The organism is Fulvivirga sediminis, assembly GCF_016757215.1.
Lineage (GTDB): Bacteria > Bacteroidota > Bacteroidia > Cytophagales > Cyclobacteriaceae > Fulvivirga > Fulvivirga sediminis.
This window is the reverse complement of the sequence record NZ_JAESIY010000007.1, coordinates 24132-38808: the sequence shown is the minus strand read 5'-3', so window position 1 is coordinate 38808 and position 14677 is coordinate 24132. Positions and strand designations below refer to the sequence as shown.

The window sequence follows — 14677 nt, the reverse complement described above, 5'->3', positions numbered from 1 at the left end:
GATTAATGGTTTTAGAGCCGGTGACCACTAAAAGATCTAAGCGGTTTTTCTATATTTGTAGCTTATTGAAAACATCTTCAAACAAGACATAAACGTTCATGATAGATTTTGTAGCTGAATTACAATGGAGAGGGATGATCCACGATATTATGCCCGGCACCGAAGAGCAGCTAAAAAAAGAAATGACTACAGGGTACATTGGTTTTGACCCTACGGCTGACTCTCTGCACATAGGGCACCTTACTCAGATAATGACTTTAGTTCACTTTCAGAAAGCAGGGCACAGACCTTTGGCTTTAGTAGGTGGAGCTACAGGTATGGTGGGTGATCCTTCAGGGAAATCTGCCGAAAGAAATTTATTATCAGAAGAAATACTTAACCATAACCTCAATTGTGTAAAAGGGCAACTAGAAAAGTTTCTTGATTTCAATTGTGGCGAGAACTCTGCTGAAATGGTCAATAATTATGACTGGTTCAAGGAATTCAGCTTTCTTGAATTCATCAGAGATGTAGGTAAACATATTACCGTTAATTATATGATGGCCAAAGACTCTGTAAAGAAAAGGCTTGAAAGCGGAATGTCATTTACAGAATTTAGTTATCAGCTGGTGCAAGGCTATGATTTCTATTGGTTAAACCAAAATAAAAACTGTAAGCTACAGCTTGGCGGTTCAGATCAGTGGGGTAATATTGTTACTGGTACAGAGTTGATAAGAAGAAAGGCTCAAGGCGAAGCATTTGCTATGACCACTCCTCTTATTAAAAAGGCCGATGGTACTAAGTTTGGTAAAACAGAGGCTGGCGCTATATGGTTAGATAGAAAGAAGACCTCTCCTTATAAGTTTTATCAATACTGGTTAAATGCTTCTGATGAAGATGCTGCTAATTATATCAGAATATTCACACTGCTGAGCAAAGAGGAAATTGAAAGCGTTGAAAAAGAGCACCAGGAAGCGCCTCATTTAAGGAAGCTACAGCAGGTATTAGCTAAAGATATCACTATAAGAGTACACTCTGAAGAAGATTATGAAATGTCAGTAAAAGCCTCTCAGATTCTTTTCGGAAAATCTACTACAGAAGATTTAGTAACTCTGGATGAAGATACATTGCTTTCTGTTTTTGAAGGCGTACCTCAAACTCAAATAAGCAAGGCTATGCTAGAGGAAACAGCGAATGTAACTGATTTACTCTCTGAAGTAACTGATGGCCTAGTGTTTCCTTCAAAAGGTGAAGCGAGAAAAATGATTAAAGGTGGCGGAGTGAGCATTAATAAAACCAAAGTTGAAGATGCTAACCAGCCATGTGATTTTAAACTACTTCAAGATAAATACATTTTAGCCCAAAAAGGAAAGAAAAACTACTACTTAATAATAGTAGAATAGAAATGCAAAAGGCCTCAAGTGAGGCCTTTTTTAGTTATTTCTTATTCTTATGGAAGTTAGATTAGAATAATTTCCAACCTACATATATCTGCATTACTCGGTTTTTGATATCCACATTGTATCCGTCATCAATGTCAGAAACTCCAAGGTTATATCTTACACCACCGACAAGGCCAAGAGGAAGATCTACTCCTGCTCCTAGAGCTAAACTCACATCGGCAGATTTCAATCGATCCTTTACATCCTCACCATCATCTTCTGCATTGGTTAAAATACCAAATTGAGGACCAGCATGAACGTTAAGAACTTTGAGGAATTTTAATTTTAAAAGTACAGGTATGGTTAAATAATCTAAATCAAAGTCATCTGCACCTTGAGCCGAATACAGTACTTCTGGTTGAATACTGATATTATCATTCAATCCTAAATCTAAAAAAGCTCCAAAATGATAGCCTGTTTTATTATCAGTATCTACGCTACCAACATCAACGTTAGCAAAGTTGGCTCCGCCCTTAATACCCAAGCCTATACCTTGAGCATGCAAACCAACAACTGACATTAAGCAAAATAAGCCTAGTAAAGTAATTTTTTTCATGGTTTTAAAAAATTTTAATTCAAATCAATTTTTGATATTTCACTGTTTTAACAGCCTAAAATTTCAAATTGTTATTAATCATATGATTTATTTTTATTTGAATATAAAAAGGCCACTTCATTAGAAATGGCCTTTAGGTAAGCTCAAAGAGGTAAGAGTTTTATTATTCTACTGTAACGTTAAACACAAAGGTGGCCTGCACACTTTCGCTACCAGAGTAATTATATACTAAAGCTTGTCTAATAGTATATTGATCTCCTGAGTTATTATGTCCAGGATATTGGCCTATAGTGAATGAAAAGTTAGACTGATCAAACTCAGAATATACTTTTGCATTATTCCCCCAGCCTATTACATTACCGTTAGCACTAAACCAATGCCCATAACCATTAGCTGTATTTTGAGGGTTAAGGTAGCCATTGCTTTCTACACCATAAAACTTAACACTTTGACCTAATGCTGCTGTAATATCATTGGGTTTTAGCACGAAAGCATAAGCCAAATCAACAAGATCACTACCAAGACCTATGGTAGTAGAAGTATAGTTAGAGGCACTGTTTGGTACTGTTACATTATAAGTAATGGTGATATCTTCTTGAGTTTCAGTACCATCAAATACTATATCGCCGTACTCATCTGTATTAGTAAATTTCACCTTATAAGGCCATTGGTCATCATTAGATACGTCCTCATCCCAAGGATGGGGAGCGTAGGTGTTAGGCGCACCTGTAACTACAAACCATAGGTTCCTGCAATTTTGCGGAACAGTGAATGATGCTGAGTTATTAGTGCCTTGGTACATGTCTCCATACTGACGAGTACCATCTGCTAACAAGGCCACAAAACCATATCTCCAGCCCGCTCTGGCAGGATTAGCTACTTGGTTATAGCCAGGTGCATTAACCATCCCTGTAAAATCAGCCGTTATTTGTGTGCCTGACTTAGGCACATTTAAAGGAATAACGTTATAACCCGTAGTTCCAGGGCAGCGATCATAAGTTACTTGATAGCTTCCATCATCAAGCCTTGTATATTCATAAGTCTGCCTACCAATATAGTTTCGGCCTCTTTCGCGTAAAGCATCTAAATCCCAAGTAACAAATTTGCTAGCAGCATCATAGATCTCGTTATTAAGCTGTTCGGTAGAGATGCCTGTTATTCTCATATAAGCCTGCAAAGGATCTTCAGGTCTTTGGGCTTCTCTCCATAGCCTACCTATAAAATCTATCCCATGCTTGTCTGTCCAGTAATAATGAATGAAATAGCTAGCATACCTATAGAGCTCATGACATATGTGTCTGTGATAATTCTCGGTGTATACCGGAAAATGATATGATGTGAATGCTTCATTAGGGTAGCTCTGGAAAGACTGCCACTGAGCGGTCTGCTCCCAAAAACCATTACCACCGTTACCACCAAAACCATAGCGGAAACCTGATCCACCCTTTAAGTCAGAGTAGACTTGATATTGAAAACTATGTCCAATTTCATGAGCTATGGTAGATCCTACTGGCTGACAAGTGGAAGGGCTAACCCATAACGCACCAATGGTATCGTCATAGCCAGAGCCTGTGGCCAGCCATTCATCTTGATAATAAATAAATATCATCATTTTGTACTGGTCTAGGTTAGACTCCCCTACCCCTCTTCTGGCAAACTTTAATGTATTAATATTTAATGCATAAAATTCTTCTGCCTTTTCTAATAGATCGTCAATATCTACACGATAGGTAGAGGGAATGGCTCTGGAATTAGGATCATTATTTCCATATTCTGTATCCCAAAATACGATGAAATGTTCTGATTCTCTACTTCTACCATAATACCATTGGCTAGAATTTGAATTAAAATTATTATTTCTAAGCTCATAAGGTATATAAATACCTAATGCACTCTGTTCTAATAATTCAGCAGACTCAGCTTGAGTAGACATTTTGGCTTCTACGTCCTGAGTTAAATCATCATCGGTTTGGCAACCGACAGAAAACAGTGAGAAAAAAGAAAAGATCAGCACTATCATTTTGATAGTCAGCCGATCTGACTGATAATTTTTGAAATCTTTAAATTTCATAACATGAGTTTAGGGTTGAAAAAAAATGAGGATGTATCAAAAGTAACATTTCAGGCCAATTAAGCTTCTTGTAATTACCACTAGCAGTAGTGATAACCTAGGTCAGAATGTTAATTTGACGTTAAAGTGTGAAGTAGCTACTTCTGATACATCCTTAGCAAATATATTAATTATACCCTGGATTTTGTACTAAATTGGGATTAGCATTTCTTTGAGGTTCGGGTATAGGAAATATAATACGATACGGATCGCTGGGCTTCTTTTGCAACCAAGATTTAGTGGTGTATACTCCAAAACGGATTAAATCTTGCTTTCTATGGTGCTCTCCAACAAATTCCCAAGCGAGTTCGTCAAGAAACCTTCCATACTGAATATCTGCCCCCCCCTCAGGATTAATTACTTTGCCTTCTAAGTATTCTCCATACTGGTAGGTGCTGCCACCTTGTAGTTGAGCTCCTGTAACAACTGCTTTGTCAGGGTTGGTTTTAAAATTTCTTTCCCTGACTCGGGTCACTAATTGAGCGGCCTCATCGGAAAGGCCTTTTCTTAATAAACATTCAGCTTTTATCATTAACGCATCAGCATAGCGAAACATGGGAATGTCATTTCCAGGAGCTAAAGACCACCCTACAGGAATTTCATATTTCACGAATCTATACCCTTCCCAATAGTAGGCTGAGTCTACACTTGTTAAATAATTAGTGTACTCAAACTGCTTTGCTCCATCCATGAGAGGCTCATCGGAGGCGGTGTATTGAAGACCTCCTAACCAAGAATCTGTCAGTCTACTATCCTCTTCGTCGTAAGTGTCTATAAATTGAGGTATAGCACAACTTCCCCCCCAAGGCTCAGGCATATTAAAAGTCTGAGAACTTAGTTTATAGAGCGTCTTTTGCGGATAGTGAGTATTTATACTAGAATATTTACTATCAAAAGGAATAGAAAATATCTCCTCTGCATTATTTTCATTTTCTACAGCAAAATTATCAGCATAGCTTGGTAAAAGATCGAATTTTCCACTGGCAATAATATCATCTATTTGCTTTATAGCATCATCCCACCTTGCTTGCTGTATATAAACGCTGGAATTGAGATATAATTTAGCCAATGTCATTTTAGCTGCCCAGGTTGTAAATCTTCCATAGGTCTCTACGTTATTCTCCTCACTTAAGTAGGGCATCGCCTCCAACAACTCAGATTCTACAAATTTATAAACATCAGCACTCTCTTCCTGCTCAGGTATAAAGCCATCAGGAACATCATATCGTTTTACAATGGGAATGTTTCTGAAGTTGTCATATAACAAGTAATAATAAAATGCTCTTAAAGCTCTCAATTCATATATTTCGGCATCCGTATTACCGGCATCCTCTAAGTTTTCTATGATGTAAATCGCCTTATTACATTCAGTTATTCCATTGTAAGCTCTCACCCACATGTTATTAGCATGATTAATGGTGGGTCCCCAGCTGTGCTTGTGCATATCTAAATACAAATCTCCCCAGCCAATGCTCACCCTGTAAGGGGTTACTATTAAATCTGATGATTCTTCGTAGATATCTAACATACCTTCCCACCCCCAGTACAATTCTCTCATACTGATATAAGCAGGGCCAATTATAGTTGGCAGATCATCTACGGTAAACTCTGTATCATCGGCAGAAACCTCATCATATAAGTTTTCATCCATATCAGTACATGATGAAAAAACAGTGGTAAGTAAGAGGCCTGCCACCCAACATTTTATATTCAATAATTTCATAATTTTCGGTTTAGAAGTTTACATTAACACCTAAAGTGTAGGTCCTGACAGAAGGGAACTTATCTCTATTGTCGATACCTTGTGTTCTTAAGTCATTTCTAGGCACCTCAGGGTCTGACCCTTTGTAATTCGTGATAATAGCCAAATTGGATCCTGACACATAAAACCGTAAGGAATTCACAAATTTAACATTTGACATATCCACTGAATAGCCTAAAGTGGCGTTCTCTAATTTTACGTAGTCAGCATCTTCTATGTAGTAGCTTACAAAAGTTTGGCTTTTATAGCCTAATCTTCTCTTGCCATATACGTCGTCCATAGCAGACTTTAACACATTATAATTGATATTAGGGTTTTCATAAAACATTCTTTGCTGGTTCATTAGCTGAAATCCAAATGCTCCATTTAGCACCACACTTAAATCAAAATTTTTGTATTTAAATGTGTTAGTCCATCCTGCTCGGTATTTTGGTATGCCATTTCCTAAATATTGCTTATTGTCATTAATTGAAAAGGCATTACTCTGCATTACTTCTGTTTCTCCATTAGGCAATTCTATTACCCACAAACCATCTTCGTTGATATCTACTGACTTAAGCCCCCAGAAATTCCCGATAGGCTGGCCCGGCTCCAATCTATGTGAAACCGTAGAAATAGGATCTCCTACCCCATACTCATCAATAAAGTCTCCTTCTTGCTCGTATAAATCGTTAGACAATGAAAGCAACTCATTTTTATTGTGAGAAAATGTAAGAGTGGTGTTCCATTGAAAATTGTTAGATCTAACAGGAGAAGCTTCTAGTAATATTTCAATACCTTTATTTTGCATCTCTCCCACATTTGCTAAGGTAGAAGGGTATACGTTTGGAGGCTGTGGCACGGCGTACTCCCACAATAAGTCCTTGGTTTTCTTGTTATAGAAATCAATGCTACCACTGATTCTGCCCTCTAACAGACCAAAATCTACTCCTATATTTATTTCTCCTGATCGCTCCCATTTAAGGTCAGCATTGGGGTTTCTAACAGCCTCTAAGGCATTAATCCACGCACCATTGTAATAGAAATAGTCTCCGTAATACGAAAGCAGAGGTTTGGATAAATAGGACTGAGTAGGGATTACGCCCGTAACACCATAACCCGCCCTTAGCTTTAAGAAACTTACTAATGATAAGTTATCCATAAAAGCCTCATTACTGATAGTCCAGCCAGCAGATACTGATGGAAAGGTACCCCATTTATAATTATCTCCGAATTTAGAAGAAGCCTCTCTTCTTACACTGGCTAATATATCAAACCTATTATCGAAACCATATTTGAGCCTTCCGAAGAAACCCACTAAAGTGTTATCGTTTTTATAACTATCCATTCCTGCCTCTCCACGCAAAAGAGCTCTTCCTGCTTCTAAATTATGATAGCTATAGGCATCTGTAGGAAAGTCATAGTTATTAGCCCAACCTCCTTCATTTACATTGTACTGATAGCTGTATCCTGCCATTAGGCTGATATTGTGCGCGCCAAAGCTTTTAGAATATTTTGAAGTTAACTCTAAATAATCTGTACGTAGCTGATCATCTGCCCTGGAACCAAAACCGGCTCTATTAGATTTTGACACGGAATAGTAATGCTTGCTGGTTTCATAATATCCTCTAAAGTTATTGCTTCTATCGGTTGCTAACATTAGGTTAGTCTCCCAATTGTCTAGCAAATACAAAGAGATGTTAGAAGTAAACCTAGTCCAGTTATTGGTGAGCTCACCTTCTGTTTCTTCTAACATACCTACCGGATTAATATATTGTAAGCGAGAAGTTTCTATCCAGTTGTCGTTATCATCTTTAATATTGAGTAATGGGTTCCTGATAAGCGCATTTCTATAAATTAGCGCATTGAATGACTTGCCGTCTCCCAATGAACCAATCTTTTGAGTGCCTCTTAAAAAATTGAAACCTATTTTTAGCTTATCATCAAAAAAGTACTGGTCTAAGTTTAAGTTAACTCTTAACTCCTCATTATCAGATCCTTTAAATACTCCTTCCTGATTCATATAGTTTACACTAGCAGAATATGTTGTAGTCTCAGTACCTCCTTGGATCATAAGGTTATGATTTTGAATGTACCCAGTTCTGCTTATTTCATCAAGCCAATCGGTATCAGAAACTCCTCCATTATTCTCAGCTTCTTCTATAAACTTGTTTTCAAAATCAAAATCTTTAGCATACTCCAGGTATTCGCTTGCTGTTAAAAATTCTGGTTGATTAAATTGCTTAGAAATGGCTGAATAATGTGAGTAAGTAATGGTGGCAGGTGTATACCTTCTGCCGCCTTTGGTTGTAATCAAAATCACACCATTAGCTCCTCTGGTTCCATATATGGCCGCAGCAGATGCATCTTTTAAAACATCTATCGAGGCAATATCAGCCGGAGATACTGTGTTAAAGCTACCAGGCACACCGTCTATCAATATCAATGGCGACGTAGAACCCTGAAGGGTAGACACGCCACGCAGAAATATATTAGCGCTGGCAGAAGGATCTCCCGAACCATTGGTAATGTCAAGTCCGGCCACTTTACCTTTAATGAGCTCTGAGGCATCTCTCATGGCTCCAGCAGTAAATTCTTCAGCCTTTACACTAGCAACGGCACTGGTTACTTCAGACTTTTTCTGAGTACCATAGCCCACTACCACTATTTCATCCAGCTGGCTAATATCATCTTCCAAACTGATGTCTATAGTGCTTCTACCGCTTACCGATACTTCTTGAGATTTATACCCAATAAAGGAGAATATCAAAACAGAATTCTCATTGGGCACACTTACAGAGTAACTACCATCTCCATCTGTAGTTACACCAGTGCTTGTACCCTTTATCAATACCGAAACGCCAGGCATGCCCACTTGCTCAGCACCTGATATTACTGTACCAGATACCACATGCTGCGCCTGAGAAACATGCGTAAAAAATACCATCATAAAAATGATAAGTAAAGGCTTGGTGAAGGCGTGCACCTTACCTGCATGGTAAGATGATCCTCCCGTAGCCCTTACCGGTTTAAGTAAGTTTTGTTTCATTCTTAATAAAAATTAAATGGTTTAATGTTATATGTATAGTCCTAACAAAGGTTGGATATCTGGTCGAGTAGCAAGCGCACAAATGTTCAATCTCTCATCACTATTGTTTCAAAAAGTGGTATTTATTTGTTCTTTTAGGGAGAATTAAGCAATAATTAGTAGAGAGATGATGAGACCTCATGCGGCTGTAGTGTTAGCTGGAGCTGATTAAGATGAGGTAAGAAAAATGCTCAATTTGAAAGAAAATACTGAGGGTGTAAATAGTGATAGGAAGCCAAACTTTCTTGAGATGATCTGTAGTTAAGGTGAATTGGTCAATGGTTATAAGTGCGTAATTTTTGGAGTGGGAATGCTCTATTTTTAAGAGGATCGGAGGCCTTACCGCCCAAAGCAATAAAGTATAGCAACGGATATTGATGCTATACTTTATGCTTAATTAATAGAAAAGCACTTAATTAGTAATGCATGACTAATCTTAGGCCTGATCTGATAGCCCTATGTAGATATCCACCTTGGCATTCTCTCTGTTCATGGCTTTATTTCCAAATACTTCAAAATCTGCAATAAAATCCCTATCTAGATCTATGTCCCATATTTCAAGCCATTTATCATAAATTACTCCTTCATCCAGATTTCCTTCAGCTACAAATTTGACATATATGCCCCCCTCAAAAGCCTGCGACACCATACCATCAGGCACTTCATCTATGCTTTGAACTCTGCAGCCAATAATGGTATCATAAGGCTTAGTGTGGTCACCTTCGTAATTAGTGTAAATAGAAAGCACTTCATTGTCTACACGACCTGGAATTTTTTCCGCCACGTTTTCTGATATGAATTTTTGCCATAGCCCACCAATATCCTCAGCCGAATTACCAGTTACATTGGAGGTTCTTACCTTGATCCCCATTACCTTGAAAGGTTCAATTTTAATCTTGTTCATTGTTTTTATATTAGTTTATGGCAAAGCTAAATCGTGGTGGTGTCACAGGTATGTCAGGGGTTGGTCCATTTTTTAGAGAGTTCTTCAAAATATTTTTCCAAACTGATATCATGAGGATCAAATGTTTCGTCATGAACCTTTAATTCTTTAATACAATCTAGACGAAATGACCTGAAATCTTCTCTCAACCTGCAGTGAGCTATTAATACCCAGTTTTCTTGTGTTTGTACTAGAGCAAAAGGTTCTATCTGCCTTTCCGTACTTTTATTTTGAAGAGAATGATATTTAATGCTCACCAAACGATACTCAATGATGGCTGTTTGAATTTTTATGAGATGGTCACTGCCTGGATTATCCAGATTATAATTCCTTACTTGTAATCTCCGGCTTAACAGATCTACTTTTTCCTTTTGCGTATAGCGCATGGTGGAGCGTATCTTTTCCGTAGCACTTTTATAGGCCTTTATCAAGGATTGATCCGGGTTGTTCCTAATAATTTGTTCTGCCGTGATCAGAGCATTCGCTTCTTCCTCCGAAAACATGATTGGAGGAAGGTTATACCCTTTCATAATAGTATAGCCTCTGCCCTCTTCGGTGATCACCGGTATACCAGACTGCTCTAATGTTCTGATATCTCGGTATACCGTTCTAATGCTAATATTGTGCTTATCGGCAATGTCACGAGCTGTTACCAGTCTTTTTGATTGTAGCTGAGTAATAATGGCCGTGAGTCGTGCCAAACGGGGTTTATCTTTAGCCATATGGGGTGATTTTGAATAGCTGCTCCATGTACGATCCAATGTTAGGAATAAATGATAAAAAAGACAGTGATAAGCAGATTTCTTGCTCTGCATTCTTTGAAAACAGTAAAATTGGAGGAAGTTGCTGGTATTCTGATACTGCTTACTAAGCAGCTAGATTGATTATGTTATCTTGCTGTATTTTAGTGACTTAGGATTGATAAGGAGGTTTTTCTCAAGTCCTTAGTGGCAGCTCATGGCTATGAAATGCTTCAGTGAGCAGAAGACCTTACAGTAAAATAGTAAGGGAATAAGGTGATGATATATAGGCAGTGGATTAACGAATGTATCTGTGGTTTGAACCTGTTTTTCTATTTGAATACATAGATCTCTCCTTTGGTCGAGATGACGGTATAAGCAAATGGTACCTAGTATGTAAAGGTCCCCATAATTGAGATCTATTTAAATCATGAATCCGTACCGGTCGTCTACATTTCGACACGGCTCAATGTGACTCGGCAGTGGTTTGATCTTGCTGTACCGTCGTGAGGTGAAATAGGATTGATAAGGAGGTTTTTCTCAAGTCCTTAGTGGCAGTTCATGGCCATGAAATGCTTCATTGAGCGGAAGACCTCACAGCAAGAAAGAGTTTTTTGTTACTTTTTTGATCTATTGCAAAAAAGTAAGGAACCTCAGCTATGGAAGGTAAAGACTAGATAATCCAAGTTGGCTGGTATTTGAAATGTCTAACTTAAAAGTATAGATTAATGCATCCTTTTAATCCAATGATATATCATTCTTCTTGGTGCGGTTGAAACAAATGTTAGGTCTAGAGATGACCAGTGATTTTAATCATCGCTTATAACTTTCACAAAAAATGTATGAAAATCTACACTGTCATACGAGTGGTAATGAAGCGGGGTGCCAGAGTCTCGTTATTCTGTCACTGCTTACTGAGCAGTGAGATTCCTGATATCATGGCGCTAACGCTCCATCATTCAGGAATGACGGTTTTATATCAAGTGCTTAAGAACGCCACGATAACATTATATTCATTATGCCATAAACAATAAAAAAGAATAAAAATAGCACAATATTGTATATGAGATATTCCTTGTAAATGGCAAGTTCATTTTTTAGCTCTTTTTCTAGTTGATTAATATCTTCTAGGTCATTAATCTTTTTGATGTTAGATACAGTTCTACTGTGATCGACCTCATATTTCTCACTGACCTTAATATTAAAAACTGATATCGCAAAGTAAATAAGTGATAGAAAAAAGACGATTGTTAATACAGAACTTATTTGCTTAAAGAGTAACAAACCACTCATCTTTGAAGCCATATTCCTTTTTTTAACTTACTATAGCTACCAACCAGCAACTTCTATCTCTCATTTAATAAATCAAATGGTTTAAAAGCTGTATACAAGAGAGTTTTCACTATGAGCTAATTGGAGTATTATTTTGCCAGAGTCGGTCTGATAATTGTCTTTATACAGCTCCGTTAGGGTGGACATGTTAAAGCATAGTTGTTTTTCAATTAATGCTTCACATTGATCTTCCTCAGAAAAGACTAAATCAACATCTAACTGTACGGGGATCGATTCTCTAAAAACTCCGTTGGTAATTAGATTATAGGAAATATCCTTACATCCTCCTGAATGTCTGATGTTTAACAAGAGCTTAGCTTGATCTATGGTAGCAGAAAGTACTTCATAATTGGCGACTCCATTGGTGTCATCATTAATAGTAATATCACTGCACGCACTAATGGTATTGCTATCATTCTCCTTATTAGTAGCTCTATTTGCTTCACATGCAGAAAATAATAATAAGCTAATAATCAGATAAATATATGTTTTCATTTTAATAAATTGATTAGACTTGTTTACAGGATATGAGTAACTAATGAAGCGCTAAATTATTAGATTTATTTGGTTTATTATAAGATGTAATCTTTTAATAAAGAGGAACGCAGACACAAGGAATGTAGGTGTTTAAAGCTTAGCCAAATGCCTAATCTGTACTTTCCCAAATACTGATAAACTAACAACGAACATAAAGAGGTAAGTTTGTTTAGGGTGCTTTCCTAAGCTAGCCATTATCCTACTTTTAGTTTGAATTCTTATTGGTTTCTGGCCGATATTGCGCTTACAGTTCACCATATGAAACTAAATGGAATGTGCAGAGTCTGACTTAACCTAATTGTTAGTCTTTAGTATGCAAATGCATCTCTACCTAACAGGCCAGAGGACTCAGAAATAGTCGTCAAGCGGCTGAGGAGAGCGACTGTTTGCAAAGCTTCTACTAAATGAATACATAGATGTCTCCTTTCGTCGACATGACTCTGGATTTTTTGAGTTAGTTTCTGATAGAAAAAAAGGTATTTATTGTTAAAGAAGTGATTAATCATAACTCTATAACGTCATCCCGGCCGCAACGAAGTGAAGAGCCGGGATCTCGCTGTTCAGATAACACTAACCGAACAGTGAGATTCCTGATATCATTGCGCTATGTTCCATGATTCAGGAATGACGCTTCTATTTGCTAATTCCTGTGTGTGAACGCCTGCTTTTCAAAACTGGTCGTAGCGTCCGCTCAAATTCCTTTCTTTAAGCACAAACCTTTATTCATGAAATACTGCCTGTGTATTGTAGCCTCAGCCATTAACTTATCCTATTCCAAAACCCTACCATACAAAGCATGGCGGCAACGAGGGAATTTATTCATTCCTGATTATTTGGACATATATTAATCTTAAAATAGTGCTTCCGAAAAATGCTACTATCAAATATTTATCAACGCTATTTCCATCACTATTTATAACAAAAAAAATTATAATTAAACACACAACTAAACTTATAAAAAAGATAATCAATGACAACTTCCAAGCCTTTGACAAAAAAACATTATTTACGAAACAAGCACAGAATAACAGTCTATTTAACCAACTAATTTCTGCAACTTCCGTAAAATAATTTCCTATAAAAAACAACATATATATATATAAACATTGCTTTCTCTAACACTTGCTTCATTCTAATTTGTTCTTCTGAGATAATAAGGTGCAATTAATAATGAATCCATGGGATCATGTAATATTTGCTTGGGTTTTTATCCCAACCCCACTGGTAGTAGCATCCGCTACGATCCATATATTGCTTGAGCCTCCGCTCAAATTCCTTTCTTTAAACACGAACTTGTATTATGAAATACTGACTAAGCAGTGTAGCTTCAGAAATCTGCTTATCTTATTCCGAGCATATGCTCTTGATCATGGTAGGTCGTAGGACCGCTGCGCTTAACCTACGACCAGTGGGAGCAACCAAACCAGTTAACAAGTGTGCAATAACGTTTATCAATGAATAGGTACTTAAATTGATTATATATCACATCCATATAAACGAATAAATTAATATATGTACAAGCATTACTTTTAAATAACCAATAAGTTGCCAATCTCTATTTAATAATTGATCTCAAAAGGTTTTGTAAACCTGAATAGTAAAGGCAATGGTAAGTGATTGAAAAAAATAGACAGAGTGGTCTGTATGTTTATAATTCTCTATTTTTGCCAAAAATGAATAACCATGAACTCACCAAGAGAACGAATTTTAGAAGTTACATCAGAATTATTCCATCAACAGGGGTATAATAGCACAGGCATAAATCAAATAATAAAAGAGGCCAAAGTCGCTAAAGCTAGCTTTTACCAACATTTTGAATCGAAAGAAAATCTTTGTGTAGAATATTTAAATAACAGACACACCTATTGGCTTTCAGAGTTCTCCAAATTCATTTCAACTGAAAAAGAACCTAAGAGTAAAACATTACGCGCTTTCGACTTCATCATATTTATGAATGAAAATGAGCACTTTAGAGGCTGCGCCTTCTTAAATATTCTTTCAGAAATATCAAAAGAACAGCATAACATCCTCTCCATTATCCAGTCTCACAAATCGGCTTTGAGAAATTCATTTATGGAGTTAATTGATAATGAACTCATTGCGTTGAATGTCTACTTGCTTTTTGAAAGCGCTATCATAGAGTCTCAGCTTTTTCAAGCAAATGAAATTGTGCATAAAACAAAAATAATCGTTAACCATATTATATAAA

At 37.0% G+C, this 14677-nt stretch carries 9 protein-coding genes; 2 read left to right on the top strand and 7 right to left on the bottom strand.

Annotation, left to right across the window (positions count from 1 at the left end; genetic code table 11):
• Positions 1 to 98: 98 nt before the first annotated feature.
• Entirely contained in the window at positions 99 to 1382 is a 1284-nt protein-coding gene (gene tyrS, locus JL102_RS13360; protein WP_202244924.1) for a tyrosine--tRNA ligase, read from the top strand.
• 61 nt (positions 1383 to 1443) lie between these two features.
• Here tyrS and JL102_RS13355 read toward each other — a convergent pair whose 3' ends face one another.
• From JL102_RS13355 to JL102_RS13325, 7 genes are all read right to left on the bottom strand, one after another.
• On the bottom strand, positions 1444 to 1977 hold the full coding sequence (locus tag JL102_RS13355; RefSeq protein WP_202244923.1) for a porin family protein: 534 nt from the start codon (positions 1975 to 1977) through the stop codon (positions 1444 to 1446).
• Between the two features lie 163 nt (positions 1978 to 2140).
• Positions 2141 to 4048, bottom strand: coding sequence for a DUF4859 domain-containing protein (locus JL102_RS13350; RefSeq protein ID WP_202244922.1), 1908 nt, complete (start codon positions 4046 to 4048; stop codon positions 2141 to 2143).
• A 166-nt stretch (positions 4049 to 4214) separates the two neighbouring features.
• A complete protein-coding gene (locus JL102_RS13345; protein WP_202244921.1) occupies positions 4215 to 5810 on the bottom strand; it encodes a RagB/SusD family nutrient uptake outer membrane protein in 1596 nt (531 codons plus the stop codon).
• 10 nt (positions 5811 to 5820) lie between these two features.
• Positions 5821 to 8877, bottom strand: a complete 3057-nt coding sequence (locus JL102_RS13340) for a SusC/RagA family TonB-linked outer membrane protein (protein ID WP_202244920.1) — start codon at positions 8875 to 8877, stop codon at positions 5821 to 5823.
• 475 nt (positions 8878 to 9352) lie between these two features.
• Positions 9353 to 9820, bottom strand: a complete 468-nt coding sequence (locus JL102_RS13335; protein ID WP_202244919.1) for a GyrI-like domain-containing protein — start codon at positions 9818 to 9820, stop codon at positions 9353 to 9355.
• Positions 9821 to 9873: 53 nt separating this feature from the next.
• The gene (locus JL102_RS13330; RefSeq protein WP_202244918.1) at positions 9874 to 10581 is read right to left on the bottom strand and encodes a helix-turn-helix transcriptional regulator; all 708 of its coding nucleotides are present in this window, start codon (positions 10579 to 10581) and stop codon (positions 9874 to 9876) included.
• 1392 nt (positions 10582 to 11973) lie between these two features.
• Positions 11974 to 12426 carry a hypothetical protein gene (locus JL102_RS13325; RefSeq protein ID WP_202244917.1) on the bottom strand — a complete coding sequence of 151 codons (453 nt, stop codon included), beginning with the start codon at positions 12424 to 12426 and terminating at the stop codon, positions 11974 to 11976.
• Between the two features lie 1725 nt (positions 12427 to 14151).
• On the opposite strand from JL102_RS13325, the gene JL102_RS13320 reads away from it, so the two are divergent.
• Positions 14152 to 14676 (top strand): TetR/AcrR family transcriptional regulator, encoded by a 525-nt coding sequence (locus JL102_RS13320; RefSeq protein WP_202244916.1) that lies wholly within the window; start codon positions 14152 to 14154, stop codon positions 14674 to 14676.
• The last annotated feature ends 1 nt before the right edge of the window (position 14677 follow it).

Bases quoted from the DNA above. Each gene is read 5' to 3' on its own strand.
- tyrS (WP_202244924.1), top strand. From the start codon at position 99: ATGATAGATTTTGTAGCTGAATTACAATGGAGAGGGATGATCCACGAT.
- JL102_RS13355 (WP_202244923.1), bottom strand. From the start codon at position 1,977: ATGAAAAAAATTACTTTACTAGGCTTATTTTGCTTAATGTCAGTTGTT.
- JL102_RS13350 (WP_202244922.1), bottom strand. From the start codon at position 4,048: ATGAAATTTAAAGATTTCAAAAATTATCAGTCAGATCGGCTGACTATC.
- JL102_RS13345 (WP_202244921.1), bottom strand. From the start codon at position 5,810: ATGAAATTATTGAATATAAAATGTTGGGTGGCAGGCCTCTTACTTACC.
- JL102_RS13340 (WP_202244920.1), bottom strand. From the start codon at position 8,877: ATGAAACAAAACTTACTTAAACCGGTAAGGGCTACGGGAGGATCATCT.
- JL102_RS13335 (WP_202244919.1), bottom strand. From the start codon at position 9,820: ATGAACAAGATTAAAATTGAACCTTTCAAGGTAATGGGGATCAAGGTA.
- JL102_RS13330 (WP_202244918.1), bottom strand. From the start codon at position 10,581: ATGGCTAAAGATAAACCCCGTTTGGCACGACTCACGGCCATTATTACT.
- JL102_RS13325 (WP_202244917.1), bottom strand. From the start codon at position 12,426: ATGAAAACATATATTTATCTGATTATTAGCTTATTATTATTTTCTGCA.
- JL102_RS13320 (WP_202244916.1), top strand. From the start codon at position 14,152: ATGAACTCACCAAGAGAACGAATTTTAGAAGTTACATCAGAATTATTC.